23 protein-coding genes are annotated in these 25,577 nt (G+C 62.0%); 7 read left to right on the plus strand and 16 right to left on the minus strand.

Going from position 1 to position 25,577, the window contains the following annotated elements:
• Nucleotides 1–9 precede the first annotated feature (9 nt).
• The 4 genes from ACP7EG_RS01760 to ACP7EG_RS01775 all read left to right on the plus strand — a co-directional run bounded on the left by ACP7EG_RS01760 (nucleotide 10) and on the right by ACP7EG_RS01775 (nucleotide 4,373).
• On the plus strand, nucleotides 10–729 hold the full coding sequence (locus ACP7EG_RS01760) for a FecR family protein (protein WP_426086177.1): 720 nt from the start codon (nucleotides 10–12) through the stop codon (nucleotides 727–729).
• A gap of 72 nt (nucleotides 730–801) precedes the next feature.
• Complete coding sequence (locus tag ACP7EG_RS01765) at nucleotides 802–3,213, plus strand: heavy metal translocating P-type ATPase (protein WP_426086178.1); 2,412 nt, start codon at nucleotides 802–804, stop codon at nucleotides 3,211–3,213.
• Nucleotides 3,210–3,629 (plus strand): Cu(I)-responsive transcriptional regulator, encoded by a 420-nt coding sequence (gene cueR / locus ACP7EG_RS01770; RefSeq protein WP_099762866.1) that lies wholly within the window; start codon nucleotides 3,210–3,212, stop codon nucleotides 3,627–3,629. Before ACP7EG_RS01765 ends, cueR begins: the two co-directional genes overlap by 4 nt.
• Nucleotides 3,630–3,650: 21 nt before the next feature.
• Complete coding sequence (locus ACP7EG_RS01775) at nucleotides 3,651–4,373, plus strand: glutathione S-transferase (protein ID WP_426086179.1); 723 nt, start codon at nucleotides 3,651–3,653, stop codon at nucleotides 4,371–4,373.
• A 45-nt stretch (nucleotides 4,374–4,418) separates the two neighbouring features.
• On the opposite strand, the gene ACP7EG_RS01780 is transcribed toward ACP7EG_RS01775, so the two are convergent.
• From ACP7EG_RS01780 to yidD, 3 genes are all read right to left on the minus strand, one after another.
• Nucleotides 4,419–4,619 (minus strand): heavy-metal-associated domain-containing protein, encoded by a 201-nt coding sequence (locus tag ACP7EG_RS01780; protein ID WP_099762867.1) that lies wholly within the window; start codon nucleotides 4,617–4,619, stop codon nucleotides 4,419–4,421.
• Between the two features lie 82 nt (nucleotides 4,620–4,701).
• Nucleotides 4,702–5,643 (minus strand): bestrophin family protein, encoded by a 942-nt coding sequence (locus ACP7EG_RS01785; protein WP_426086180.1) that lies wholly within the window; start codon nucleotides 5,641–5,643, stop codon nucleotides 4,702–4,704.
• 232 nt (nucleotides 5,644–5,875) lie between these two features.
• Complete coding sequence (gene yidD, locus ACP7EG_RS01790; RefSeq protein WP_426086181.1) at nucleotides 5,876–6,382, minus strand: membrane protein insertion efficiency factor YidD; 507 nt, start codon at nucleotides 6,380–6,382, stop codon at nucleotides 5,876–5,878.
• Between the two features lie 164 nt (nucleotides 6,383–6,546).
• On the opposite strand from yidD, the gene ACP7EG_RS01795 reads away from it, so the two are divergent.
• Nucleotides 6,547–8,958 carry a TonB-dependent siderophore receptor gene (locus ACP7EG_RS01795; RefSeq protein ID WP_426086182.1) on the plus strand — a complete coding sequence of 804 codons (2,412 nt, stop codon included), beginning with the start codon at nucleotides 6,547–6,549 and terminating at the stop codon, nucleotides 8,956–8,958.
• Nucleotides 8,959–8,983: 25 nt separating this feature from the next.
• Here ACP7EG_RS01795 and ACP7EG_RS01800 read toward each other — a convergent pair whose 3' ends face one another.
• The 10 genes from ACP7EG_RS01800 to ACP7EG_RS01845 form a co-directional block, all read right to left on the minus strand.
• Nucleotides 8,984–9,658 carry a site-2 protease family protein gene (locus ACP7EG_RS01800; protein ID WP_426086183.1) on the minus strand — a complete coding sequence of 225 codons (675 nt, stop codon included), beginning with the start codon at nucleotides 9,656–9,658 and terminating at the stop codon, nucleotides 8,984–8,986.
• Between the two features lie 139 nt (nucleotides 9,659–9,797).
• Nucleotides 9,798–11,591: a PhoH family protein gene (locus ACP7EG_RS01805; RefSeq protein ID WP_426086184.1), complete on the minus strand. Its 1,794-nt coding sequence runs from the start codon at nucleotides 11,589–11,591 to the stop codon at nucleotides 9,798–9,800.
• A 300-nt stretch (nucleotides 11,592–11,891) separates the two neighbouring features.
• Entirely contained in the window at nucleotides 11,892–12,362 is a 471-nt protein-coding gene (locus ACP7EG_RS01810; protein ID WP_168208442.1) for a peroxiredoxin, read from the minus strand.
• Between the two features lie 76 nt (nucleotides 12,363–12,438).
• Nucleotides 12,439–13,398 carry a polysaccharide deacetylase family protein gene (locus ACP7EG_RS01815; RefSeq protein ID WP_426086185.1) on the minus strand — a complete coding sequence of 320 codons (960 nt, stop codon included), beginning with the start codon at nucleotides 13,396–13,398 and terminating at the stop codon, nucleotides 12,439–12,441.
• Nucleotides 13,398–14,450 (minus strand): bifunctional UDP-4-keto-pentose/UDP-xylose synthase, encoded by a 1,053-nt coding sequence (locus ACP7EG_RS01820; protein WP_096237160.1) that lies wholly within the window; start codon nucleotides 14,448–14,450, stop codon nucleotides 13,398–13,400. Before ACP7EG_RS01820 ends, ACP7EG_RS01815 begins: the two co-directional genes overlap by 1 nt.
• Nucleotides 14,451–14,471: 21 nt before the next feature.
• A complete protein-coding gene (locus tag ACP7EG_RS01825; protein ID WP_426086186.1) occupies nucleotides 14,472–15,389 on the minus strand; it encodes a formyltransferase in 918 nt (305 codons plus the stop codon).
• Entirely contained in the window at nucleotides 15,389–16,384 is a 996-nt protein-coding gene (locus ACP7EG_RS01830) for a glycosyltransferase (RefSeq protein WP_243136522.1), read from the minus strand. Before ACP7EG_RS01830 ends, ACP7EG_RS01825 begins: the two co-directional genes overlap by 1 nt.
• 11 nt (nucleotides 16,385–16,395) lie before the next feature.
• Complete coding sequence (locus tag ACP7EG_RS01835) at nucleotides 16,396–17,532, minus strand: DegT/DnrJ/EryC1/StrS family aminotransferase (protein WP_426086187.1); 1,137 nt, start codon at nucleotides 17,530–17,532, stop codon at nucleotides 16,396–16,398.
• A gap of 205 nt (nucleotides 17,533–17,737) precedes the next feature.
• Nucleotides 17,738–19,411 (minus strand): glycosyltransferase family 39 protein, encoded by a 1,674-nt coding sequence (locus ACP7EG_RS01840; RefSeq protein WP_426086188.1) that lies wholly within the window; start codon nucleotides 19,409–19,411, stop codon nucleotides 17,738–17,740.
• Nucleotides 19,408–19,800: an Mth938-like domain-containing protein gene (locus ACP7EG_RS01845; RefSeq protein ID WP_096238617.1), complete on the minus strand. Its 393-nt coding sequence runs from the start codon at nucleotides 19,798–19,800 to the stop codon at nucleotides 19,408–19,410. The genes ACP7EG_RS01840 and ACP7EG_RS01845 overlap by 4 nt, the downstream gene beginning before the upstream one ends.
• Nucleotides 19,801–20,220: 420 nt before the next feature.
• Here ACP7EG_RS01845 and ACP7EG_RS01850 point away from each other — a divergent pair, with 420 nt between their 5' ends.
• Together ACP7EG_RS01850 and ACP7EG_RS01855 are read left to right on the plus strand one after the other, a co-directional pair.
• Nucleotides 20,221–21,450, plus strand: coding sequence for a pyridoxal phosphate-dependent aminotransferase (locus ACP7EG_RS01850; protein ID WP_426086189.1), 1,230 nt, complete (start codon nucleotides 20,221–20,223; stop codon nucleotides 21,448–21,450).
• Between the two features lie 73 nt (nucleotides 21,451–21,523).
• A complete protein-coding gene (locus ACP7EG_RS01855; RefSeq protein WP_071076140.1) occupies nucleotides 21,524–22,846 on the plus strand; it encodes a homoserine dehydrogenase in 1,323 nt (440 codons plus the stop codon).
• Nucleotides 22,847–22,941: 95 nt separating this feature from the next.
• On the opposite strand, the gene ACP7EG_RS01860 is transcribed toward ACP7EG_RS01855, so the two are convergent.
• The 3 genes from ACP7EG_RS01860 to ACP7EG_RS01870 are packed head-to-tail and all read right to left on the minus strand — an operon-like array spanning nucleotide 22,942 to nucleotide 25,553.
• Nucleotides 22,942–23,295, minus strand: coding sequence for a ribonuclease E inhibitor RraB (locus ACP7EG_RS01860; RefSeq protein WP_099762881.1), 354 nt, complete (start codon nucleotides 23,293–23,295; stop codon nucleotides 22,942–22,944).
• Nucleotides 23,296–23,331: 36 nt separating this feature from the next.
• Entirely contained in the window at nucleotides 23,332–24,834 is a 1,503-nt protein-coding gene (locus tag ACP7EG_RS01865; RefSeq protein WP_426086190.1) for a sensor histidine kinase, read from the minus strand.
• Nucleotides 24,831–25,553 carry a response regulator gene (locus ACP7EG_RS01870; RefSeq protein WP_426086191.1) on the minus strand — a complete coding sequence of 241 codons (723 nt, stop codon included), beginning with the start codon at nucleotides 25,551–25,553 and terminating at the stop codon, nucleotides 24,831–24,833. The genes ACP7EG_RS01865 and ACP7EG_RS01870 overlap by 4 nt, the downstream gene beginning before the upstream one ends.
• Between the last annotated feature and the right edge of the window lie 24 nt (nucleotides 25,554–25,577).

Here is a 25,577-nt window from a genome sequence, read left to right on the forward strand (position 1 = left end):
GCGGGCGCCATGCTATGGCTGGTGCTGATGAGCATCAGCCTGCATGCGTTCGCCCAGGTGGCGGGCACGGTGACGCAGCTGAGCGGGCCGATGATGGCGAAAAAGGCCGACGGCAAGGTCAAGATATTGTCGCTCAAGTCCGAGGTGGAGGCTGGCGATACGCTGGTGACGGAGAAAAACACCTATGCCCTGGTGAAATTCATCGACAACAGCGAGATCACCCTGAAGCCAAGTACCACCTTTGTGGTCGAGCAGTTCGCCTACCAGGCCGATCAGCCCGAGGGCGACCGGGCCTCGTTCAACCTGGTCAAGGGTGGACTGCGCTCCTTGTCGGGCTTGCTAGGCAAGCGCAGCAAGGAAAAGTTTTCCCTGAAAACGCCGGTCGCCACCATCGGCATCCGCGGCACGTTTTTTATTGCCGAGTACGTGGCGGCCTCGACGCCCGTGCCAACGTCGGTTGCACCCACCGTACCGACGCCGGCCAGGCCGCCAGGGCTGTATGTGCAAGTGCTCGATGGCCTGATTCATGTGACGAATCCAGCGGGTACGAGTAATTTTTCCGCTGGCCAGTTCGGCTATACGCCGAATTTCCGGCAGCCACCGGTGCTGCTGCCGACCAATCCTGGGATTCCGTTTACGCCGCCTCCCGTGTTCAATTCCAGCATCGGCCCGAGCGCCAGCAACGGCACGCCGGGCAAGTCGAACAACGTCGACTGCATAGTACGCTAAGTTTCGCTTGACCTTCCCATCATGGTAGGGACGATCCTGTAGACATCATCTCTCGTCTACAGGATCCGCGCCATGCAGCCAGCTTCCCCTTATGTGCAATCGTTCACGGTCGAAGGCATGACCTGCGCCTCGTGCGTGGCCCGCGTTGAAAAAGCGCTGGCGGCCGTGCCGGGCGTGACCAGCGCCAGCATCAACCTGGCCACCGATACGGCCAGGGTGGCGTCCAGCCAGAACGTTCCGCTGGCCACCTTGCAGGCGGCCGTGGACAAGGCCGGCTATGCGCTGGCCAGCACGGACATCGACCTGTTGGTAGCCGGCATGACGTGCGCCTCGTGCGTGGGCCGGGTGGAAAAAGCCCTGTTGAAAGTGCCGGGCGTGCTGGCCGCCAGCGTCAATCTGGCAACGGAAAGCGCACGCATCAAGGTGACGGGCGGTGTGGCAGCGGGCACACTGATTGCCGCCATCGACAAGGCCGGCTATGCCGCCACGGTGCCTGCCGCCAGCCGGGCCGGCGCGCCTGCCGCCGTGCCCAACCGCGACGGCATGAAAGTGGCGTTCGCGGCCGTGCTGGCCTTCCCCCTGATGCTGCCCATGCTGCTCGAGTGGGCCGGCATCCATCTGATGCTGCCAGGCTGGCTGCAGTTCACCCTGGCCACGCCCGTGCAGTTTTACTTTGGCGCGCGCTTCTACAAGGCGGGCTGGAAGGCGGCGCGCGCCGGCAGCGGCAATATGGACTTGCTGGTGGCGCTGGGCACGAGCGCCGCGTATGGCTTGTCTGTCTATCAATGGCTGACGGCGGGCGAGATCTTGCCGCACCTGTATTTCGAAGCGTCAGCCGTCGTCATCACCCTGGTGTTGCTGGGCAAATGGCTGGAAAGCCGCGCCAAGCGCCAGACGGCCTCGGCCATCCGCGCGCTGCAAGTGTTGCGTCCGGAATCGGCCCGCGTGCGCCGCGACGGCGTCGAGATCGATTTGCCCGTGGAACAGGTGAAGGTGGGCGACCTGGTGGTCATCCGCCCTGGTGAACGGGTGGCCGTCGATGGCGTGGTGGTGGAAGGCGCCAGCCAGGTCAACGAATCGCTGATCACGGGTGAAAGCTTGCCGGTCGATAAGCATCCGGGCGACAAAGTCACGGGCGGCGCCATCAATGCCGATGGTTTGTTGCTGGTGCGCACGCAAGCCGTGGGCGGCGAGACGACCTTGTCGCGCATCATCCGTCTGGTGGAAGACGCGCAGGCGGCCAAGGCGCCCATCCAGCATCTGGTCGACAAGGTCAGCGCGATTTTTGTTCCCGTGGTGCTGGTGCTGGCGCTGCTGACCATGCTGGGCTGGTGGTTTGCGACCGGCGAGCTGGAAAATGCCATCATCAATGCCGTGGCCGTGCTGGTCATCGCCTGCCCATGCGCGCTGGGCTTGGCTACGCCGACGGCCATCATGGCCGGCACGGGCGTGGCCGCCCGTTACGGCATCCTGATCAAGGATGCGGAAGCGCTGGAAGTGGCGCACGCCGTCAATACCGTCGTGTTCGACAAGACGGGCACCCTGACGGTGGGCAAGCCTGCCTTGGCGGCCCTGCATGCGCATGGCATCGACGATGCACGGCTGCTGCAACTGGCGGCCAGCATCCAGCGTGGTAGCGAGCACAGCCTGGCTACGGCCGTGCTGGATGCGGCCAGTGCGCGCCATATCGAACCCTTGCCCGCCACGGCCCTGTCGGCCTTGCCGGGCCGCGGCCTGGCGGCCCAGGTCGATGGCCTGGAATTGAAACTGGGCAGCTCGCGCCTGATGCAGGAATTGCACGTGGACATGACGCCGTTGGCGGCACAGGCCTTGTCTCTGGAAAATACGGGCAACACGATTTCCTGGCTGGCCTCGGGTACGCAGTTGCTGGGGCTGTTCGCCTTCAGCGACCAGGTCAAGCCGAATGCGCAGGCGGCCATTGCCCATTTGCACAGCCTGGGCATCCGCACGGTGATGTTGACGGGAGACAACCAAGGCAGCGCCGACGCCGTCGGCAAGCTGCTGGGCATCGACACAGTGGCGGCGAAAATGCTGCCGGCCGATAAAACCGCTAAAATTGTCGCACTGAAAGGCGCGGGCGCCAGGGTGGCCATGGTGGGCGACGGTATCAACGATGCACCTGCGCTGGCGGCCGCCGACGTGGGCATCGCCATGTCGACGGGCACGGATGTGGCCATGCATGCGGCCGGCATCACGCTGATGCGTGGCGATCCTGCCCTGGTGGCGGATGCCATCGATATCTCGCGCCGCACCTACAGCAAGATACGGCAGAATCTGTTCTGGGCATTTATCTACAATATGATCGGCATTCCGCTGGCCGCCTTCGGCTTGCTCAACCCCATGGTGGCGGGCGCGGCGATGGCCTTCAGTTCCGTCAGCGTGATCAGCAATGCCCTGTTGCTGCGCCGCTGGAAAGCCCGCAGTCATGCAGGTAGCACGCATACCAAGGAGTCACAAGGATGAATATCGGCCAGGCAGCCAGTGAAACGGGCGTATCGGCAAAAATGATACGCTACTACGAAAGCATTACCTTGCTCAAACCCAGCGCGCGCAGCGACGCGGGTTATCGCATCTACACGCCGAACGACTTGCACGCCTTGCGTTTTATCAAGCGCGGCCGGGGACTGGGGTTTTCGCTGGAGCAAATCCGCGAACTGCTGTCGCTGTGGCAAAACGACCAGCGCGCCAGCGCGGACGTGAAAGGCATCGCCCTGGCCCACGTCGCTGAGCTCAACAAGCGCATCGCCGAACTGACGGAAATGCGCGATACCCTGGCCCACCTGGCGCAATCGTGCCATGGCGACGACAAGCCTGATTGCCCCATCTTGCAAAGCCTGGGGCTGGCCGGCGATACGGAAGCGAAAGCATGTTGCCATTGATGTAAATCAACGGAGGTACGTATGGCGTATGAACTGTACTATTGGCCCACGATACAGGGGCGTGGCGAATTTATTCGCCTGGCCCTGGAAGAGGCGGGCGCCGACTACCGCGACATCGCCCGCTTGCCCGAGCGCAAGGGGCAGGGCATGCCGGCCATGCTGGCATGCCTCGATGGCGACAGTACGCCACATGCCGCCTACGCGCCGCCCGTGCTGCGCGATGGCGACGTGCTGATCGGCCAGACCACGAATATCCTGCTGTACCTGGGCCGGCGCCTGGGCCTGGCGCCGCGCGCGGAAAGCGGCCGCCTGTGGCTGAACCAGCTGCAGCTGACGATGGCCGACTGGCTGACGGAAGTGCACGACACGCACCATCCGCTATCGATGAATCAATATTATGAGGAACAGAAACAGGCGGCCCTGCAGCGCAGCGCCGATTTCCGCGCCACGCGGTTGCCCAAATTCCTTGATTATTTCACCCAAGTCTTGCTGAACAGCCGTGCTCCTTATCTGGTGGGGGCCAGACTCACGTATGGCGACCTGTCGCTGTTCCAGATGCTGGCGGGCCTGCATTATGCGTTTCCGCAAGCCATGGCGCGCCTGGCGCCGCAGTACCCCGCCTTGTGCGAGTTGCACGATGCCGTGGCGGCGCGGCCGAACATTGCCCGCTACCTGCGGTCGACGCGCAGAATTGCGTTCAACGAGGAGGGCATCTTCCGCCACTACCCCGAGCTGGACGGATAAAAAAAACAGCCGGCGCAAGGGCCGGCTGTTCTGTGTGCGTGTCGCTTATTGTGCGCTGGTGACGGGGTAACCCGCCTCGACGATGGCGGCGCTGATGGCGCCCAGTTCTGCGGGCGATTCCACCGTGACGCGCTTGCTGGCCAGGTCGATCTGCACCTGTGCGGCAGGATCGACGCCTTGCACCGCTTTCGTGACCGAGCCGACGCAATGGCCGCAGCTCATGTTTTCAACTTGTAACTGATACATGCAAGCACTCCTTGAATGATTAAGTGCTTCCACTGTAAGCCTTCCCCCGATGGTAAGGTCAAGGGGAAAGCTGCCGTACGGATCAATTCAGCAGAAAATCGTCAGCTTGCATGGGCGGCGGCACATTCTCATCCTGCACGGATTCGCGCAAGCTGATTTCGATGGCGCGGCACATGGCTGACAGCGGTAAATCGTTGGCATCTTCGCCGAACGGTTCCTCGATCTCGTCGCCCAGGGCATCGAGGCCAAAGAAGGTATAGGCGACGATGGCGACGACGAACGGCGTCATGAAGCCCAGCGAGTCGACCAGGCCGAAAGGCAGCAGGAAACAGTACAGATACGCCGTGCGGTGCAGCAGCAGCGAATACGAAAAGGGAATCGGCGTGCTGCGGATGCGTTCGCACGAGGCGCCCGCCGCTACCATGGCCGAGACCGTGTTATCGATCTGTGCGGTGAGGATGCTGTCGATACGCCCCTGCTGGACGCAGTCGGCCAGGTCGTGGCCCATCTGCAGCATCAGGTAGTCGGACGGGTTCGAGGCCTTGCAGGCCGCTTCCCATTCAGCCGGGCGCAGCAGCGGCTGCAAGTCGTCCGGTCCGCGCGTGTCGCGCAACTGGTGGCGCAGGGCGTGGCAAAAGGCGATGGTGCGGTAGATCATGCGCACGCGCACATCGTCCAGGCCCAGCCGGGCGTGGGCAGGCGTATCGCTGCGGATCATGGTCTGGCACTGGCGCGAGAAATTACGGCTACGCAACACCAGTTCGCCCCACAGCTTGCGCGCTTCCCAGTAGCGGTCGTAGGCGGCCGTGTTGCGAAAGCCCAGGAAGATGGCCAGCGGCAAGCCGATCAGGGTAAACGGGATGGTGGTGAGGATGATCTTGTGATCGAACAGGGTGCCGTGGCACCAGGTGACCAGGGTGGCGATCAGGGTGTTGACGATGAGAGTGGTGCGGATGCGCGGCAGGACGGAGCCGCGCACCACAAGGAACAGCCTTAGCGCCGAAGGACGCTCGCGCACGATCATGCTGTGCTCCCGGTTTGGGACCGGTGATTGGTAAAGGGGGAAAGACAGAATGGCAAATACCGGGAACAAAAAGCCCGCTGTGTGTGCGGGCTGAGCAGGGTGTGCATGGGAAACAATGTAGGGGAGACGGCTTGAGTATAGGCCGCAGACCTGTTTCCAGCCAATTCACAGTGGCGATAGCGGTTATTCATTTCATGAATGAATATTTCATTTGTAAGTATTTGTGTGAATTTCAGCTCTCCGTATCCTGCCGCTGCCTGATCTTCTTGCGGTGTGCTGCCTGCTGCTGTTTCAATGTCTCGCTTGTTGTATAGCTGTTACGAAACCAGCTTGTATGTTTGTTGCGACCCGGCCAATCGCAGCTCAGCACATTTGCCACGTCGGCGCAGTCGCAGGCGCAGTCGACCAGGGGCACGTCGCAGTCGCAATATCCCGCCTGAGCCTGGCGGCGCGTGCTGCGCCGCGCCTGCGGATGCAGCGCCAGGTGCTGGCGATGGCGTGCGCCGCAGGCGCGCAGACGCCGTTGCAACAGCACCAGTCCAGGGCGCAAGCCATGGTGTGCGATGACCTTGTAGCCGTAGGCGGAGCAACTGTCGCGTCCCGTCAGCACGCGGTAGGCACAGCTAAAGCCTTTCCGGGGCGATACATAGCGTTGGTAGGCGCGGATCGCCCACAGGGCCAGGTGCTTGCCGCAGGTGTCGAATGAGAAAATGCCAGCTCCTTTTGCTGATGGCGTCAAGACAGTGGTGCGAGCATACGATAAGTATCCAAAAAATAATAGCCTCAAAGCCGCTGCGCCAGCAGGGGCAAGATTTTTCGCGCCCAGCCTGACCGATTCGCATTCTCAAGGCACCTGCTAAGTAGGGGAATCATTTCAGCAGTCCATTTGAGAGGCTTTACACCATGTCCGTCAGTCGCAAGCAACACCACTATATTTCCGCACCAAAAATCCTTCCCATCGCCCGTGCCGTGTCGCTGGCCGTGTGCAGCCTGGCGCTATACGTTGCCATGCCAGTCCTGGCGCAGGCGCAAGCAGCCAATGCCCAGCAGGCTGGCGTTACGCGCCTGGCCTACAGCATCCCTGCCGGTCCGCTGGCGCCTGCGCTGCGCAGCCTGGCCAGCGCCGCGAATGTCTTGCTCAGCTACACGCCCGAACAGGCCAGCGGCAAGAGCACGGCCGGCTTGCAAGGCCAGTACACGCCGCAGGCTGCCCTGGCCGTCTTGTTGGCGGGCACGGGCTTGCAGGCAGTCGAACTGGAGGCGGGCAGCTACGTGCTGCGCGCCGCGCCCGCCGTGGCCAGCAAGGCGCCTGACGCCGTCATGCCATTGATTACCGTCAAGGCGGCGGCTGACGCGGGCGAGGGCACGGTGTCGCGCGGTTATGTGCCCATCAGCGTGGCCGCCACCAAGATGGGCACGCCATTGATCGAGACGCCGCGCGCCATTTCCGTCGTCACGCGTGAACAGATCAAGACGCAGGCACCGAAAAGCATAGAACAAGCGCTGGCCTATACGGCGGGCGTGCTGACGGACGTGACGGGCGCCGACGTGCGCATGTCGGGCGCCACCATCCGCGGCTTCAGCGATGGCAGCTCGTACTACCAGGATGGCTTGAAGCTGTTGTCGGCGGGTAGTTATGGTTCCTGGAACAGCGAAATGGAAGACCTTGACAGCGTCGAAGTCATCAAGGGTCCCGCCTCCGTCTTCTACGGCCAGGGCCGCCCGGGTGGCATGATCAACGTCACTTCCAAGCTGCCGAGTGCCGACCACGTCAATAGCGTGGGCGTTTCCGCAGGGCGCTACCACCGCTATCAGATGAATGCCGACCTGGGCGGCGCCGTCGCGGGCAAGGATGACTTGCTGTACCGCGTCACGCTGACGGGCCGCGATGCCGACGACCGTCCCGTCGAGTCGAAGAACAACCGCGTTTCCATCTCGCCCTCGCTGCGCTGGGACATCTCGGCGCGTACCAGCCTGACCGTGCTGGGCACGTATTCGCAAGAGCGGGGCACGCCGAAACCATGGTGGCCCAGCCTGTTTGTCTATCCGCAAATCAAGGACTTGCCCGTCAGCCGCACGGCGGGCGATCCGTCCTTCGACTATTTCGACCGCGATACGCGCGCCCTGGGCTATATGTTCGAGCATGCAACAGGGAATGGCTGGAAGCTGACGCAAAACTTGCGCTATGCCACCATCAAGGTCGATTACCAGCATATCTACGCCATGGCTTTGCTGGCGGACGGCCGCACGGCCACGCGCGGCAGCCTGGCGGAAAAAGTGGACGGCAAGACCTGGACGGTCGACAGCCGCGCGCAAAAGGACTTTCGCTGGGGCGAGATCGAACACCGTTTTGTGGCGGGCATCGATTACCTGAAATACAAGGAGAATGACGGCCTGGGCTTCGGCTGGGACGTGCCGAACCTGGATATTTATTTGCCGGTGTACCATCAGGCGATCGCCGCGCCTGAACTCGACCATACGGATACTGACCTCAAGCAGATGGGCATCTACACCTTGAATCAGTTCAAACTGGGACCATGGGTGGCGAACGCCAGCCTGCGCCGCGACCGTGCGCGCAGCACGCAGGTCAATGCCGCGACGACGCGCATCGACGACCATGCCACCACGGGCAGTGCCGGCGTGCTGTATCTGTTCGACAATGGCGTGGCGCCGTATGCCAGCTATGCCACGTCGTTCGACCCGGCCACGGGCCGCGACTTTGACGGCAAGGCTTTTCAGCCACGCAAGGGCAAGCAGGTGGAGCTGGGTATCAAGTACCAGCCTGCGGGCACATCGACCATGCTGACGGCATCGTTGTTTGATCTGACGCAGACGAATGTCACGACGCCAGACCCGCTGCACCCACGTTCGTCGATACAGACGGGCGAGGTGCGTTCGACGGGCGTGGAACTGGAAGGCACGTTCAAACCCTTGCCCGATCTGGGCGTGCTGGCCGGCTACACCTATCTTGACCCGCGCACGACGAAGAGCAACCACGCCTATGAAATCGGCCGCCAGACCCTGCAGACGACACGTCATGCGGCCAGCGTCTGGCTCGACTACAGGCCCATGGCCGTGCCCGGCCTGATGCTCGCCGGCGGCCTGCGCTACCGTGGCAGTTCTCCCTACAATGGCGCCGCCAATGCGCTGTACATGAATGATCCGTACACGCTGGCCGATATCGCCGTGGCCTACGAAACGGCGCGTTACCGCCTGGCCTTGAATATCGGCAATGTATTCGACAAAAAATACTTTGGCGGCATCTTCCGTGGCGCGGAACGCGAAGCCCTGTTGAGCCTGAGGGTGAATTTTTAGGCGGTAGCCAACCGGGGCCGTGCTATTACAGCCCCGGCATGCGCCAGCAATACACGGCCAGTGCCGCTGCCCACGCCAGCAAGATCGCCAGCCCCGGCAACAGCATCCATTTCATCAGCGTTTCTTCCCACGCCACAAAAGCGCGTCCGCCGCGTGCGATGGCCAGCAGCGCCTCTCCGCCGTTCAAGCCGGCGAACGGCAGCAGGTTGAAGGCGCACAGTTTCAAGGAGAACAGGGCGAACACCAGCGCAAAGCCGTGCGTGCGGGCAAACGTTTCCCCTTCACCCAGCAATTCCTGCGCCGTCGACAGCGGCGCCAGCGCGCCGTGGAAGATTTGCCCGAAGGCGGCGACAAAGCGTTCCCAGCCCGAGGCTCCCATGATGCCCAGCGACAAGGCCAGCAAGACGACCACGCCGCTCAGCGGCAACACGAACTGCTTCCACAGCGGCTGGAAGTTACAGGCGTCAAGGCAGGGGTCGTCGTCATACAGCGTTTCTTCACGCGTATCTTTCAGCACCACATTGCCGGCCAGGGGCAGCAGTTTGACGCGCACTTTACCCCAGCTCAGCAAGGTCGGGCCCACGCCGTAGCTGATGCTGCGCAGCGTGATGCCGAACAGCCTGGCACAGGCCGCCATGACGGAAATGTGGATCAACATGAAGATGAGGAGGCAAAGCAGCAGCTGGAAGGCGGGAGGCATCGGATACGGTGTCCTGGAGGAAAGAGAGCGGTATTAGACCATGTCGCAGGAAAAAGTCGCGCACATGAAAAAAGCCCCGCCTGCATCGCTGCAGCCGGGGCTTCGAATGACTGGGGCAGCTTGCGCCGCCCGCTATAAGTTACAGCACTTCGCTGGCGTGGTCGGCCAGGCGCGAACGCTCGCCGCGGGCCAGGGTGACGTGGCCGCTGTGGGTCCAGCCCTTGAAGCGGTCGACCACGTAGGTCAGGCCGCTCGAACCTTCCGTCAGGTACGGCGTGTCGATCTGCGCGATGTTGCCCAGGCACAGGATCTTCGTGCCGGGACCGGCGCGCGTGACGAGGGTCTTGACCTGTTTTGGCGTCAAGTTCTGTGCTTCATCGATGATGAGGAACTTGTTCACAAACGTGCGACCGCGCATGAAGTTGAGCGACTTGATCTTGATGCGCGAACGGATCAGGTCTTGCGTTGCCGCACGGCCCCATTCGCCGCCATCGGAGTCGGACTTGTTCAGCACTTCCAGGTTGTCGTCGAAGGCGCCCATCCATGGCGACATCTTTTCTTCTTCCGTGCCTGGCAGGAAACCGATGTCTTCGCCGACCGGTACCGTCACGCGGGTAACGATGATTTCATTGTAGAGCTTGGTTTCCAGCACTTGCGCCAGGCCGGCGGCCAGGGCCAGCAGGGTCTTGCCGGTACCGGCCTGGCCCAGCAGGGTGACGAAGTCGCATTCCGGATTCATCAGCAAGTTCAGCGCGAAATTCTGTTCGCGGTTGCGCGCCGTCACGCCCCACACATTGTTCTTCGTGTGGCTGAAGTCGCGCAGGGTTTGCAGCACGGCCGTCTTGCCGTTGATCTGTTTTACCTGGCCGTAGAACGGTGTTTCGCCGTTTTTCGGTTCCAGGTAGATGAACTGGTTGACCAGCAGCGATGGAATGAACGGGCCCGTCACGCGGTAGAACGTCGAGCTGTAGCCGTTCTTGCTTTCCTGCCACGATTCCATGTCCTTGCCGTGCTTGTTCCAGAAGTCGTCCGGCAATTGCACGATGCCCGAGTACAGCAAGTCCGTGTCTTCCAGCACATGGTCGTTGAAGTAATCTTCGGCCGGCAAGCCCAGGGCGCGCGCCTTGATGCGCATGTTGATGTCTTTCGACACCAGCACGACGGGGCGGCCTTCCTGTTCCGATTCCAGCGAGCGCACGACGGCGAGGATCTGGTTGTCGGCCTTGCCCACTGGCAAGCCAGCCGGCAGGTCGGCGCTTTGCAAACGCGTCTGGAAGAACAAGCGGCCCTTGGCATCCTTGTTGCCCAGCTTGGACAGCAAGATACCGTGTTCGATGGCGTCGTCGTCCGTGTTGCTGATCAGGGCGTCGAGCGTGCGCGAGACCTGGCGTGCATTGCGCGCCACTTCCGTCATGCCCTTCTTATGGTTGTCCAGCTCTTCCAGGGTCATCATCGGCAGGTACACATCGTGTTCCTCGAAGCGGAACAGCGACGATGGATCGTGCATCAGCACGTTCGTGTCGAGCACGAACAGCTTGCTGATGCCGCGCTGGTCGGCGGCGCGGCTGGCGGACGACTTGAGCTGTACTTCGACCGCCTTGTGCTTGGCCGGATGCGGCTGCTCGACCTGCTTGACGGACTTGATCGGCGTGACCTTGGCCTTCGCCACCGGCGCGGCTTTTGCCGGCGCCGCAGGTGCGGCAGCGGCTGGCGCAGGCGCCGGCTTGGCAACCATCAGGGCCGCCACTTGCTTGATCTTCGTGGCCGCATTGCGGACCGGCTTGGCAACTTCGGCGATCGCCGCTTCAATGATCGGTGCAGCCACTTTCTTGGCTGCCGGGGTTTTGGTGGCCGGGCGCGCTGCGCCTGCGGTTGGGTAATCTTGGGTGGCCAGGATGGTGGCTGGCTTGCTCGGTAATTTTGGCAGTGGCATCAGGATCTCAATCAAAAAATTTCTGGAATGAATCGCCCATGGGCAGCCAGCTTCTGGCGGCACTTCTCATGGGGTGGATGCGGGGGAACAACAATGCTACAGGACGAGAGACTGCCGGGAGGCCGGCAACATGGCTGGTCATGGACGCCATCGGCGGGCTGCAGGCCCGCCTGGCGGAGTGGGTGGAGGCGCTTCGTTGACTCAAAATGGCGATAGGTACCGTGAACTGAACTGCGGTTGAGCTAATGTCGAACCAAGCTGGCTGGATGCCGACAACGCGCATGCGATCAGAACAGATGATCAATTCAGACGCGCCACGAATTCCAGCACTTCTTCCACGTGAGTTGCGACCTTCACGCCTCTCCATTCTTTCACCAATCGGCCCTGGGCGTCAATCACAAACGTGCTGCGTTCGACGCCACGGACCGTCTTGCCATACATCTGTTTCATCTTCATGACGTTAAACAGCAGGCAAACGGCTTCGTCCGGGTCGGAAATGAGCTCGAATGGCAGTTCCAGCTTGGCTTTGAAGCTTTCGTGCGAGCGCAGGGAATCGCGGCTGATGCCGTAGATTTCCACGCCGGCGGCGACAAATTGCGCATACGCGTCACGGAAGGCGATATTTTCAGTGGTGCAGCCGGGGGTGTTGTCCTTTGGATAGAAAAACAGCACCGTGGCCTTGGCCGGACGGCCCAGCAACTGAAAGGTCTTGCCGCTGGTCATGGCGGCACTAAAGTCGGGTATGCTAACGAGGGATTGGCTATCAGCCACAGGTTCTCTCCTGAACGGTGATCATCAGCGCTGTTTTTTTAATCTGGCAACGCATCCAGGTGCAACAATACAGCATTCAGGCCGCTTTGCCCTGCACAATCAGGCGTCCCGAACGTCCGGGCAACTCATCCCAGGTGATGGGGCAAACGGGCAAGTCCGACTCTTTTATCTTTTCATAATAATCGCCCATCGCTGCAAACTGGTAGCCCTGGGCTTTCCAGCCAGCCAGCAGTTGTTCGAAAATGGGGGCAAGTTTCTGTCCTTCAAGTTCCGCATGCAAGGTATACACGTGGTCGCGCGGATTGTCCGCCGTCAGCGACAATATATGCGCGGCAACATTACCGGTCGTGATCAGCTTGCCGTCGATTTCGCAGCCCAGCAATTCATCCAGGGTGGGCAGGGTGGTGGGCAATTGTATGCACTGCAATATGGTGTTGCCATTGCGCACGCGGTGCGGGCCTTGCGACGGCTGCGCCATGGCGCCGCGCGCGTCGAGCATGGCGCGACCATCGGAGGCAAAGCGGTAGCCGGCCGTGTCGTGTTCGACAAAGGCGCTGACATTCATTTGCCAGCCGGCCGCGCCGTGCGTGTGCGGCTTGGTGCCAAACACCTGTTCGTAGCGGTTGGCGGCCTTGCGCATCATGTTGATGGTCCAGGCAGCGTTGCGCTTGGCCACGTTGTCTTGCCACAGGGTGTGATCCCAGGTGTGGATGCCGCACTCGAAACCGGCATCGCGCACGGCGCGCAATTGCGCCGCGCATTGCTTGCCGATATCGGGGCCCGGCAGCAAGGTGCCGTACATCAATGTTTTCAAGCCGTAGTGCTCGACCACCGAGGTGCGCGACACCTTGCTGAAAAAGCCGGGCTTCAAGGCGCGCCGCAGTGCCCAACCCGTGTGGTCAGGGCCCAGCGAGAATAGAAAGGTGGCCTTGGCCTGGTGCGCGGTCAGCATGCGCACCAGATTGCCCATGCCTTCACGGGTGCCGCGATAGGTATCGACGTCGATTTTCAGGGTCAGGAACGGCTTGCTCAACATTAATCCATCAAGGCTTTGGCTTGGGCTACCTGGCTGCGGTAGGCATCGAAGATATTGCGCAGGGAATCGGCCATGGTGGTGCTTGGCGCCCAACCCAGTTCTTCGCAGGTATTCGTGATTTTCGGCACGCGGTTTTGCACGTCCTGGTAGCCGGCACCATAGTAGGCGCCCGACGTCGTTTCCACGATTTTCACGTGTTTCGCGCCTTCGGCGTATTCAGGATACTCGGCAGCCAGGGTCAGCATCATGCCGGCCAAGTCGCGGATCGAGTAATTGTTGACCGGATTGCCAATGTTGTAGATCTTGCCGCTGGCGATGCCATTCTTGTTGGCGATGATACGCATCAGCGCATCGATGCCGTCATCGATGTAGGTGAACGCGCGTTTTTGCGCGCCGCCGTCGACCAGCGAGATGTTCTCGCCGCGCACGATGTGGCCGAAGAATTGCGTCACCACCCGCGAAGAACCTTCTTTTGGCGTGTGGATCGAGTCCAGGCCGGCGCCGATCCAGTTGAAGGGACGGAACAGGGTGAAGTTCAAGCCTTCCATGCCGTAGCCCCAGATCACGCGGTCCATCAATTGCTTGGCGTTCGAATAGATCCAGCGCGGCTTGTTGATCGGGCCGCAGATCAGTTCCGAGTTTTCCGGATCGAATTCTTCGTCGTGGCACATGCCATACACTTCCGAGGTCGACGGGAAGACCAGGTGCTTGCCGTACTTGGCGGCTGAGCGGACGATAGGCAGGTTGGCTTCGAAGTCCAGTTCGAACACGCGCAGCGGCTGCTTGACGTAGGTCGACGGCGTGGCGATGGCCACCAGCGGCAGGATCACGTCGCATTTCTTGACGTGGTACTCGACCCATTCCTTGTTGATCGTGATGTCGCCTTCGAAGAAGTGCATGCGCGACTTGTAGTTGTCATTTTCCAGCAGTTCCGTGATGCGGTCCGTGTTCATGTCCATGCCGTAGACATGCCAGTCGGTGGTTTCCAGGATACGCTTGGACAGGTGGTGGCCGATGAAGCCGTTGACGCCTAAGATGAGGACTTTTTTCATGTGAGATTCTCTTGAGTGATATCAGTGTGTGCTGACGCGGGCGGTCAGACTTGCTTGCAATTGCTGAGCCGAAATCGGCTCCCCGGCAGCCCTCAGGGCGGAAATGGCCAGCATGCGGCCGTCTCCGCAGACGCCAAAGATGCAATTATCCACTACCGCCAAGCCCGCTGGCAAACTTCCTGCGGAACGCTTGCTCAAACGGGCGGTTTCGATGATGTAAATGACATTATTGACTTCGGTGAACGCGCCGGGATAGGGCGGGGCGACGGCCCGGTGCAGGTTGTATACCTGTTGCGCAGGTAACTTCCAGTCGATCCGGCCGTCTTCCGGCTTGCGTCCGCCAAAATAGCCGCCCTGGCGCAAATCGTTCAACTGGCGCGGCGCCGTACCGTCCAGCAAGGCCGGCAGCACACCCCACAGGGTTTGCTCCGCTGCCACGGTGACCTTGCCGAACACTTCGAAGGCCGTGTCGTCGGGCAGGATGGGCACGGCCGTTTGCGCGACGATGGCGCCGGCGTCGGGTTTGACCGTCATTTCATGCAGGGTAGCGCCCGTCTGCGTGGCGCCGTGCAGCACGGCCCAGTTGACGGGCGCGCGGCCGCGGAACTGCGGCAGCAGCGAGCCATGCATATTGTAGGCGGGAGCCACTTCCAAAATGCTAGCGGGCAACATGTGACGGTAGTAAAAGCTGAACAGCATGTCTGGTGCTGCCGCCTGCACCTGCGCCAGCAGTTCGGGCGCGCGCGCGTCCAGAGGCGTGATGTACGGGATGCCTTCAGCCTGGCACAGGCTGGCGACGGATTCGAACCACAGGTTTTCCGTGGGGCTGTCTTCGTGCGTGACGACCAGGGCGATATCGACGCCGCCAGCGAGCAGCACCTTGATGCAGCGCACGCCCACATTGTGGTAGCCGAAGACGACGGCGCGTGGGGCGCCCATCAGCGGCCCACCTGGCGCTTTTCCAGGCGCACATACGATGTCGCCTCGGCTTCCGCCTGGACCATGCCATCCTGCAAGATGGTTTGCACCACATAGCGGGGACGGGCACGTACCTGCTGGAAGATGCGTCCCACGTATTCGCCCACCAGGCCGATGCCGAACAGGATCACGCCCATCAGGAAGAAGGCGATGGCGAACAGGGTGAACACCCCCTGCGCCTCGGCGCCGAACAGGAAGCGGCGCGCCAGCAAATAGATCACCAGCACGGCCGAACTGAATGACAGCAGCATGCCGAGCATGGAAAAGATTTGCAGGGGAATCAGCGAAAAGCCCGTGACCAGGTCGAAGTTGAGGCGGATCAGGCTGTACAGCGAGTATTTCGACTCGCCGGCCGAGCGTTCCTCGTGCTCGACGGTAATTTCCGTCGGCTTGCGGGCAAACGTGTAGGCCAGGGCGGGCACGAAGGTGTTGACTTCGGCGCACTGGTTGACCAGGTCGATCACATTGCGGCCATACGCGCGCAGCATGTTGCCCTGGTCGGTAATTTTGATATTCGTGATCTTTTCACGCAGGCGGTTCATCATTTTCGACGCCAGGGTGCGCCAGGCGGAATCTTGCCGCTTGCGCCGGATCGAGCCCACGTAATCGTAGCCTTCGCGCATCTTTGCCACCAGGTTGCCGATTTCCTCGGGCGGGTTCTGCAGGTCGGCGTCGAGCGTGATCATGATCTGGCCGCGCGAAGCTTCGAAGCCGGCCAGGATGGCCATGTGCTGGCCATAATTGCCGTTGAACAGGACGACGCGCGTGACGTCGGGGCGCTGGCGGAACTGTTCCGCCAGGATGGCCACCGAGTTGTCGCGGCTGCCGTCGTTGATGAAGATGATCTCGTAGCTCGTCTGCAAGGCGTCCAGAGCTGGATACAGGCGCGCGAACAGGCTGGCCAGGCCATCCTGCTCGTTGTAGATCGGAATGATAATGGACAGTTCAGGTTTCATCGGCGCGCTGCTCACTTGATGAGAATGGATTTGACGGTGGCGACGGCGCGTTCCACGTCCTGTGTCGTCATGGCGTAGAACATCGGCAAGGTCACGGTCAGGCGGCCGATCTTTTCCGAGACAGGGAACATGCCTTCGGTAAAGCCGCGTTCGCGGTACATGGTAAACAAGTGGATCGGTGCGTAATGATAGCCCGTTCCCACGTTTTGCTGCGCCATTTGCTGCATGAACGCGGCGCGCGTGCCGGGGCCGTTGTCGGGCAGGATGATCTGGAACAAATGCCAGTTGCTGTTTTCAAAATCCTGTACGGGCAGCTGGGCGCCGCTCTGGGTTTCGAAGTCGCTGCCGAATTGCTCAAAGTAATGGCGTGCCAGCGCGCGGCGGTGGGCCGTGATGGCGTCGATATTGGCGAACTGGCCCAGGCCGATGGCAGCCATGATGTCGCTCATGTTGTATTTGCCGCCCAGCACATCGACATCGATGCCGTCGACGCCGCTGCGCGTGACGCCCTGCAGCCGGTATTTCTCGGCCAGCCTGGCTTCTTCCAGGTTGTTGAGGACGAGGCAGCCGCCTTCGCCCGTGGTGATGTTCTTGTTGGCCTGGAAGCTGAACGAGACGAAGTCGCCAAACGCGCCGATGCGCTTGCCCTTCCAGGTGGAGCCGAACGCTTGCGCCGCGTCTTCCACGACGCGCAAATTGTACTTTTCAGCAATCGCGTACAGGCGGTCCATGTCGACAGGCAAGCCGGACAGGTAGACGGGAATGATGGCTTTCGTGCAGGGCGTGATGGCCGCTTCGAGCTTGTCGAGGTCGATATTGCGCGTGACGGGGTCGATATCGGCAAACACGGGCGTGGCGCCCACTTCGATGATGACGTTGGCCGTTGCTACCCACGACACGGGCGTCGTGATGACTTCGTCGCCGGGACCTATGCCGGCGATGCGCAGCGCGATTTCCATGGTGCAGGTACCGGAATTGAAGGTGCGCACGGGGCGTCCGCCGAAATATTCGGACAACTGGGCTTCGAAGGCTTGCACTTTCGGGCCGCTGGTGATCCAGCCCGAGCGCAGCACCTCGCCGACGGCGGCGATGGTCGCTTCATCGATGGTGGGTTTGGAAAAAGGCAAAAAGGGCAGGGTAGAGGTCATGGGCGCGGTTCTTGGGTCTGTATTCTGTCAGGGTATCGGCGTCGCCGAGGCTGCCAATGCGGTCAAAGGCCGCCGGCAGGCATGGCTATTTTATCTTGTCAGTATGGCGGCGCAGCCGGTTCAGCGGTGAAAAATCCTGCTGATGCGGGGGCGGGGCAAGCTGGCCGGGGGCGCGATTCGTGCTGCCTCGCGCCCCTTTAAATATTTATTTATTGGCAACGACCATGCGGCGCGCATCTTCGGCAACGACACGCATGGGCACGCCACGCTGTTGCAATTCCTTGTAACGGTTCAGGCTGATAATGGCCATGTCGTGCACGCCGGCGTTGGCATCGTTCGTCCACTGCGTGATGAAAGGCTCGATGCTCGGAATGGACAGTTCCGGCTGCTGTTTCAGGCCAAACGTGAACTCATCCCAGTAATCGACGAGGATCACGGGCCGCTGCAGATAATACGTCAGCGACTGTTCATAGATGCCGACCGAATAGAGCTTGGTATCGGCCGTCAGTTCGGCCTGGATCTGCGGCAGCATGTCGGTGCCCGCGCGGTTCTGGCCATACAGTTCGGAGCCGGCCAGGATGCAGTGCGTGGCCAGGAAGCCGGCGCCGGCGATGGTCAGCACGGTCATGTCGCGGCGCAGCTGGCGCGCATGCAGCAAGGCCAGGGCGCCGCCTGCCAGGGCGAAGAAGCCGGCAGCCATCAGCCACGGCTGGTAGCCTTTCAGCGCCGTCAGCTCTGCCGGATCGCGTGCGCTGGCGTGATTGAAGCCGATCGGCGCACCGATCAGGATGGCGGCGCCCAGCACGCACAGCAGGCCGGCGGCAAACAGGCGCTGGCGGCGCGAGGCCGACTCCAGGAATAGCGCAATCAGCAGCGCCAGCGCGGGGAAGATGGGCACGATGTAGCCGGGCAGCTTCGAGGTCGAGTAGCTGAAGAAGAAAGTGATGAACAGGGCCCAGATCAGCACCATCAAACGGGGCTGGAAGGTGCCTTCCTGGCGCTTGAAGGCGGCAGCCAGGCTTTGCGGCAGCACGCCTATCCATGGCAGGATGCCGGGAATGAGCAGGACCAGGAAGTAGTACCAGGCGCCTTCGCGCTTGTGACCCTTCATCAGGAAACGCTGGAAATGCTCGTGAATGAAGAAGAAATGCGGCTGCTCCGGATTGCGCAGGGCCACCAGCACGAACCATGGCGTGGCGATGGCGAAAAACACCAGCAAGCCCTTGACCAGATGCAAGCGGGTCCAGATGCGCCAGTCGCGCGCGCACAGCGAATACAGCACCAGCACGGCGCCCGGCAGCACGACGCCGATCAGCCCCTTGGCCAGCACGGCCAGCGCCATGCCTGCCCAGCACAGCAGCATCCAGTTGCGCCGCTCGGCGGGGGCGGCTTCGTCGCGCTGGGCGATCAAGAGGCTCATCAGCACGATGGTCATCATGCCCGACAGGCCCATGTCCAGCGAATTGATCTGGCCGGAAGCGAGCCAGAACAGGCTCGACGCCAGCACCAGGCCGGCATATAAGCCCACGCGCGGCCCGAACACTTTCTTGCCGGCATAGGCCGTCATGCACACGCCGATGATGCCGCACAGGCCCGTCCACAGGCGCGCCTGCCATTCGCCCAGGCCGAAGGCGGCGAAGCTGAGTGCATTCATCCACGTTTGCAGCGGCGGCTTTTCAAAGTACTTGATGCCGTTCAGGCGCGTGGTGATCCAGTCGCCCGTGACGAACATTTCGCGCGCCATCTCGGCGTAGCGGCCCTCGTCGGGCGGCACCAGGGTACGCACGCCCAGCGCATACAGGGTGACGACGATGAAGATGCCCAGCAGGGACCACATCAGCAGCCGCGAGCTGTGCAGTTCGTTGACATTGATTTTCATGTGGCGCTGCCTGCGCCGGGAGCCAGGATCAGGGCCAGCGTGACTTTGCGGCCTTCGCCCATCAGGATGTTGTAGGTGCGGCAGGCTGCCTGGCTATCCATGCACTCGACGCCGATGCGGCGCATGGTCAGCGCGGCCGTCAGCTTCGGATGCACGAAACGCTGGCGCTCGCCCGTGCCGAGGATGACCACGTCGGGCGCGTCGGCGAGGATTTGCGCGAAATGCGCCTCGGTCAATTCTTCGAAACTGCCCACCTCCCACGCGCGTGGCGGCGTTTCCGGCATGACGATCAGGCTGTAGTTGTACGGCTGAGCATTGATCTCCACGCCATTTTCATCGTAGCCTGTGACGGTTTGGTATTGTTGGGTGCTGCTGGCATGCAGTTTCATGGCGATGTCGGGGCTGTTCGTGTCGGTTGATCGGTGCGCGCGCTGTGCGGATGCGCGCTGCGGCCAAGGGCGTAAGCATGCCATAAATGACAGAAAAGAGCGACTGAAAAGCAACATCCTTTCCAATTTGCAATCTATGGACAATTTTTTTGCGCAACAGTGGCATGCGGTGCTTGCCATAGTAGTAGGCGAAGATTAAGAGAAGATGAAGAGCGTCCGCGGGGAAAAGCACGCGCGTGCCGGACAGCGTGGCATAAACGGCGAGAAATGCTGCAATTTGCCATGTTTAATTTGATAAAATGGCCTGCTTTCGGCGAGAATGGTTGTTTTCGCATTGCAGTCTCACGGGTTCACAGTTCTGGCGCGGCTTTCATGCTGCAAGCGTAGGCCGGCCGCGCCGCATCACGACAGGGATTTATTTTGCGACCGATTCAGAAATCGAATAAATTGGCGGACGTCTGCTATGACATCCGCGGCCCGGTCCTGGAAAAATCCAGGCAAATGGAAGAAGAAGGCCACAAGATCACCAAGCTCAATATCGGCAATCTGGCCGTGTTCGGCTTCGATCCGCCCGATGAAATCGTGCGCGACATGATGCTCAATCTGCAGAACGCGGCCGGCTATACGGATTCGAAAGGCATGTTCGCGCCGCGCAAGGCCGTCATGCATTACACGCAGGGCAAGAATATCGCCGGCGTGACCATCGATGACATTTACCTGGGCAATGGCGCTTCCGAACTGATCGTCATGTCGATGAACGCCCTGCTCAACAGCGGTGACGAAGTGCTGGTGCCTGCGCCCGACTACCCGCTGTGGACGGCCGCCGTCAGCCTGTCGGGCGGCAATCCCGTGCATTATGTGTGCGACGAGCAGAACGAGTGGTATCCTGATATTGAGGACATGCGCCGCAAGATCACGCCGCAAACGAAAGCCATCGTCGTCATCAACCCGAACAATCCCACCGGCGCGCTGTACCCGGTTTCCGTGCTGCAGCAGATCGTCGACATGGCGCGCCAGCACCAATTGATCATTTTCGCCGACGAGATCTACGACAAGGTGCTGTACGACGAAGCCGAGCACGTGTCGATCGCCTCGCTGGCCGACGACGTGCTGTTCATCACCATGAACGGCTTGTCGAAGAATTACCGCTCCTGCGGCTACCGTTCCGGCTGGATGGTGGTCTCGGGCGAAAAGCGCCACGCAAAAGATTACATCGAGGGCCTCAACATGCTGGCCTCGATGCGGCTATGCGCCAATGCGCCGGGGCAGTTTGCCATCCAGACGGCGCTTGGCGGCTACCAGAGCATACAAGACCTGGTGGGGCCCGGCGGGCGCCTGTTGAAACAGCGCGACCTGGCGCACAAGCTGCTGACCGATATTCCGGGCGTCACCTGTGTCAAGCCGAAGGCCGCGCTGTACATGTTCCCGCGCCTGGACCCGGAGATCTACCCGATCGCCGACGACCAGCAGTTTGCCTATGAATTACTGGCCGAAGCGAAGGTCCTGATCGTGCAGGGCACGGGCTTCAACTGGATCGCGCCCGACCATTTCCGCGTCGTTTTCCTGCCCAACTCCGATGACCTGACCGAGGCCATGGGGCGCATCGCGCGCTTCCTCGAAGGTTACCGCAAGCGTCACGGCCGGGGCTGAATCAGCCAGCAGCAATCTCGATCAACCTGGCGCCGCCCAAGGGGGCGCCACTTATGAGCAGTCAAGCACAACTATGAAATCCATCAAGATCGGCCTGCTGGGCCTGGGCAATGTCGGTTACGGCACGTTCAGCGTCCTGAAACGCAACCAGGAAGAAATCAAGCGCCGCGCGGGTCGCGGCATTGAAGTCGTCGCCGTCGCCGTGCGCGACGTGGCGCGCGCCGAAGCGCTGGTCGCCGGCGCCTGCAAGGTCGTCAATGACCCGATGCTCATCGTCAACGATCCCGAGATCGACATCGTCGTTGAACTGATCGGCGGCTACGACCTGTCGAAAACCCTGGTGCTGCAAGCGATTGCCAACGGCAAGCACGTGGTGACGGCCAACAAGGCCTTGCTGGCCGTGCATGGCAACGAAATCTTTGCCGCCGCCCAGGACAAGGGCGTGATGGTGGCCTTCGAAGCGGCCGTCGCGGGCGGCATCCCCATCATCAAGGCGTTGCGCGAAGGCTTGACGGCGAACCGCATCGAATGGATCGCCGGCATCATCAACGGCACCACCAATTTCATCCTGTCCGAGATGCGCGACAAGGGCCTCGATTTCGCCACCGTGCTGAAACAGGCGCAGGAACTCGGCTACGCGGAAGCCGATCCCACCTTCGACATCGAAGGCGTCGATGCCGCGCACAAGGCCACCATCATGTCGGCCATCGCCTTCGGCATCCCGGTGCAGTTCGACAAGGCCTACGTGGAAGGCATCAGCAACCTTAACGCCGTCGACATCCGCTACGCCGAGCAACTGGGCTACCGCATCAAGCTGCTGGGCATCACCAAGCGCGCTACCGTGAATGGCGTGGAAGGCATCGAGCTGCGCGTGCATCCGACCCTGATCCCGGCCAAGCGCCTGATCGCCAATGTGGAAGGCGCCATGAATGCGGTGCTGGTGCACGGCGACGCCGTCGGCGCCAGCCTGTACTCGGGCCGCGGCGCGGGCGCCGAGCCGACCGCCTCGTCGGTGATCGCCGACCTGGTCGACATCACGCGCCTGGCCACGGCCGACCCGGAACACCGCGTGCCGCACCTGGCGTTCCAGCCGAACGCGATGACCAACATCGACATCCTGCCGATGTCGGAAATCACCACCAGTTACTACCTGCGCATGCACGTGGCCGACCAGCCGGGCGTGCTGGCCGACCTGACGCGCATCCTGGCCGAACGCGGCATCTCGATCGACGCCATGCTGCAAAAAGAGCCGGCCGAGGGCGAGACGCATACGGACATCATCATGCTGACGCACCAGACGCAGGAAAAGAACGTCACGGCCGCCATCGAGAAGATGGAAGCGCTCAATAGCGTGGTGGGCACGGTCACCAAGATCCGCCTGGAAAACCTCAGCTGAGCGTTTTCAGTGATCCACGCAAAACGGCGCCCGCGGGCGCCGTTTTTTTATTTGTGATGTGCTGTCGGATTACGGCGCTTTGCGCCTAATCCGACCTACGCTGCGGTACCGACCGGGCCCACATCCATGCCGTCATAGCTGGCCAGCTGGTTTTCCTGGGCAAACGCCATCAGTTCGCCATTGCGCGCGTGCAGGCTGTCGACGCTGTGCACTTCGGCCTTTTCCACGTGCAGCACCCACACGGGCGCGGCGGCCGGGTCGTCCAGTTCAGGCTGGTACAGTTCCACCGGGCGGTAGCCCTGCAGCGCCAGCAAGGTGGCGGCCTGCTCCAGCGGCTCGGAAGTGGGGTTGGTGAAGTAATAGCCCCACAGCAGCGGCTGGGACAGGTCCCACGGCGCGTTTTCGGCGATATTGGCAAACAGTTCGGTTACGTCTTCTTTGGTCATCATGGCAGTGGGCCTTCATTAAAATCTCAGGGCGCGATCTTAGCATCGACTGGCGCCGGGCGCGAAATACACGCCGACCTTCAATCCATGTCCATTCGCGGCCGTGGCCAGTTCCAGCCGTGCCCCATGCAGGGCAGCGATGTCGCACACGATGGCCAGGCCTAGTCCCGCGCCGCCAGGGTTGCTCTCGAGCGCCGTGCCAACCCGGTAGAACGGCGTAAATACCCGTTCGCGTTCTGCGGGCGCGATGCCGGCGCCGCTGTCCTCCACTTCCAGTACCGCGCCGCGCCCCGCTTGTGCAGCATGCACGCGCAGGATCACGCTGCCGCCCTGCGGTGTGTAGCGCAGGGCATTGTCGACCAGGTTGGCCAGCAGTTCGTGCAGCAGCAAGGCCTGGCCATGCACGGGCGCGTCGTTGGGCGCTTCCAGCGATAAATCGATATTCTTGCCGACGGCAGTCATGGCCATTTCCAGTCCTACCTGCTGTGCCACGTCGCGCAGCGCGACGGTATCCATGGCCAGGCTGTCGCCGCCATGCTCGATGCGCGCCAGGGTCAGCAGGCGGTTGGCCAGCAGCACGGTCGAATCGGTGGTGGCGGCGATCGAGCGCACGATGTCGCGCAGGGCGGCCATGTCGGACGGCGTGCCGGCCTGGCGGTCGCATTCGCGCATGGCCAGTTCGGCCTGGGTTTTCAGCACCGTCAACGGCGTGCGCAGCTGGTGCGAGGCGTCGGCGATGAAACGGCGCTGGCTGGCGATCAGTTGCTGCAGGCGCGACATGGAACCGTTCATGGCGCTCACCAGCGGGCGCATTTCTTTGTGCACCAGCGCGGGATCGACGTCGGACAGGTCGGACAGGGTGCGCGTCTCGACTTCCGTTTTCAAGCGCATCAGCGGCCGCAGCACCAGGCGCACGGCAAACCATACGAGCGCGCCCATCACCAGTATCATCGCCGCCTGCCAGCTCAGGGTATCGAACAGGATCTGGTTCGACAGGCCGCGCCGCGCATCGAGCGTTTCCGCCACCTGGATCAGGGCGATGCCGCGCATCGAGTCGTCGTACACGGGTTGCAGCAGGGCGGCGATGCGGATCGGCTTGCCGTGGTAGTCGGCGTGGTAGAAGCGCACCAGGGCCGGGTAGTTCTGCGAGCGGGGCACGTTTTTCGGCACGGGCGGCAAGTCGCCATAGCCCGAGACCAGTTCGCCGTTGATGCCCGTGACCTTGTAGTAGATGCGGCCCAGGGTGTCGGTCTCGAAGCTGTCGAGCGCCACGTAAGGCACTTCGGCCACCACCTTGCCGCCGACGATGGAGACGCGCTCGGCCAGCGCCCGCGTCGACGCCAGCAAGGAGCGATCATAGGCCATGTCGGCCGCGTCGAGCGCATTGCGGTAAACAAAAAAAGCGTCGAGCAGCACCAGCATCACCAGCGGGATGAGCAGCCAGCGCAGCAGCTGGCTGCGCAGGCTGCCCAGCGGCCGGCCTTGCGCCCAGCGCCGGCGCAGGCGCTCGAACAGGGGCAGGCGTGGGGCGTGCGCCTTCATTTTGGCGTGGCCGGCGCCATGGCGCTGCGCGGCTGCAGCAGGTAGCCGATGCCGCGCAGGGTGGTGATGACGGCGCCGTCGGGCGAACCGGCTTCCACACCGTTTTCAAGTTTTTTACGTACCCTGTGGATGTACAGTTCGATGGCGTCGAGGTTGACGTCGTCGGCCAGCGCGAAGACTTCGTCGAACAGCTTTTCCTTCGATACGGCGCGCCCCGAGCGCGTGATCAGCGCCTCGAGCACCGCGTGTTCGCGCGGCGTCAGGGGAAAAGGCGCGCCGGCATAGCTGAACATGCGCGTGACGGTGTCGAAACTGAGCGCGCCGCAGCTGTGCACGAGTGCTTCGTTGCCCTGGCTGCGGCGCAGCAGGGCTTTTACGCGCGCTTCCAGTTCGGCCAGCTCGAACGGCTTGGCCATGTAGTCGTCGGCGCCCAGGTTCAGGCCCTGTACCTTGTCATCGAGGCCGCCGCGCGCCGTGAGTATCATGACGGGAGTCTTGCCGCGCGTGCCGCCGCGCGCGCGCAGGCGGCGCAGCACGTCCAGGCCGTCCATCTTCGGCAGGGTCAGGTCGAGCAGCACCAGCGAGTATTCCTGCGTGTGCAACAGGGCGTCGGCATCGGCGCCGTTGTGGGCGGTCTCCACCGTCAGGTGCGCGTCGCGCAGGGCCTTTGCAAGCCAGTGCGACAGCTCCAGATGGTCTTCCACTAATAATATGCGCATGGTCTCCGCCATTCGTTGAAATGA

Origin of the sequence: Janthinobacterium sp. PSPC1-1, assembly GCF_049897625.1 — a bacterium.
Lineage (GTDB): Bacteria > Pseudomonadota > Gammaproteobacteria > Burkholderiales > Burkholderiaceae_D > Janthinobacterium > Janthinobacterium tructae.

Bases quoted from the DNA above. Each gene is read 5' to 3' on its own strand.
- ACP7EG_RS01760 (WP_426086177.1), top strand. From the start codon at position 10: ATGCTATGGCTGGTGCTGATGAGCATCAGCCTGCATGCGTTCGCCCAG.
- ACP7EG_RS01765 (WP_426086178.1), top strand. From the start codon at position 802: ATGCAGCCAGCTTCCCCTTATGTGCAATCGTTCACGGTCGAAGGCATG.
- cueR (WP_099762866.1), top strand. From the start codon at position 3,210: ATGAATATCGGCCAGGCAGCCAGTGAAACGGGCGTATCGGCAAAAATG.
- ACP7EG_RS01775 (WP_426086179.1), top strand. From the start codon at position 3,651: ATGGCGTATGAACTGTACTATTGGCCCACGATACAGGGGCGTGGCGAA.
- ACP7EG_RS01780 (WP_099762867.1), bottom strand. From the start codon at position 4,619: ATGTATCAGTTACAAGTTGAAAACATGAGCTGCGGCCATTGCGTCGGC.
- ACP7EG_RS01785 (WP_426086180.1), bottom strand. From the start codon at position 5,643: ATGATCGTGCGCGAGCGTCCTTCGGCGCTAAGGCTGTTCCTTGTGGTG.
- ACP7EG_RS01795 (WP_426086182.1), top strand. From the start codon at position 6,547: ATGTCCGTCAGTCGCAAGCAACACCACTATATTTCCGCACCAAAAATC.
- ACP7EG_RS01800 (WP_426086183.1), bottom strand. From the start codon at position 9,658: ATGCCTCCCGCCTTCCAGCTGCTGCTTTGCCTCCTCATCTTCATGTTG.
- ACP7EG_RS01805 (WP_426086184.1), bottom strand. From the start codon at position 11,591: ATGCCACTGCCAAAATTACCGAGCAAGCCAGCCACCATCCTGGCCACC.
- ACP7EG_RS01815 (WP_426086185.1), bottom strand. From the start codon at position 13,398: ATGTTGAGCAAGCCGTTCCTGACCCTGAAAATCGACGTCGATACCTAT.
- ACP7EG_RS01820 (WP_096237160.1), bottom strand. From the start codon at position 14,450: ATGAAAAAAGTCCTCATCTTAGGCGTCAACGGCTTCATCGGCCACCAC.
- ACP7EG_RS01825 (WP_426086186.1), bottom strand. From the start codon at position 15,389: ATGGGCGCCCCACGCGCCGTCGTCTTCGGCTACCACAATGTGGGCGTG.
- ACP7EG_RS01830 (WP_243136522.1), bottom strand. From the start codon at position 16,384: ATGAAACCTGAACTGTCCATTATCATTCCGATCTACAACGAGCAGGAT.
- ACP7EG_RS01835 (WP_426086187.1), bottom strand. From the start codon at position 17,532: ATGACCTCTACCCTGCCCTTTTTGCCTTTTTCCAAACCCACCATCGAT.
- ACP7EG_RS01840 (WP_426086188.1), bottom strand. From the start codon at position 19,411: ATGAAAATCAATGTCAACGAACTGCACAGCTCGCGGCTGCTGATGTGG.
- ACP7EG_RS01845 (WP_096238617.1), bottom strand. From the start codon at position 19,800: ATGAAACTGCATGCCAGCAGCACCCAACAATACCAAACCGTCACAGGC.
- ACP7EG_RS01855 (WP_071076140.1), top strand. From the start codon at position 21,524: ATGAAATCCATCAAGATCGGCCTGCTGGGCCTGGGCAATGTCGGTTAC.
- ACP7EG_RS01860 (WP_099762881.1), bottom strand. From the start codon at position 23,295: ATGATGACCAAAGAAGACGTAACCGAACTGTTTGCCAATATCGCCGAA.
- ACP7EG_RS01865 (WP_426086190.1), bottom strand. From the start codon at position 24,834: ATGAAGGCGCACGCCCCACGCCTGCCCCTGTTCGAGCGCCTGCGCCGG.
- ACP7EG_RS01870 (WP_426086191.1), bottom strand. From the start codon at position 25,553: ATGCGCATATTATTAGTGGAAGACCATCTGGAGCTGTCGCACTGGCTT.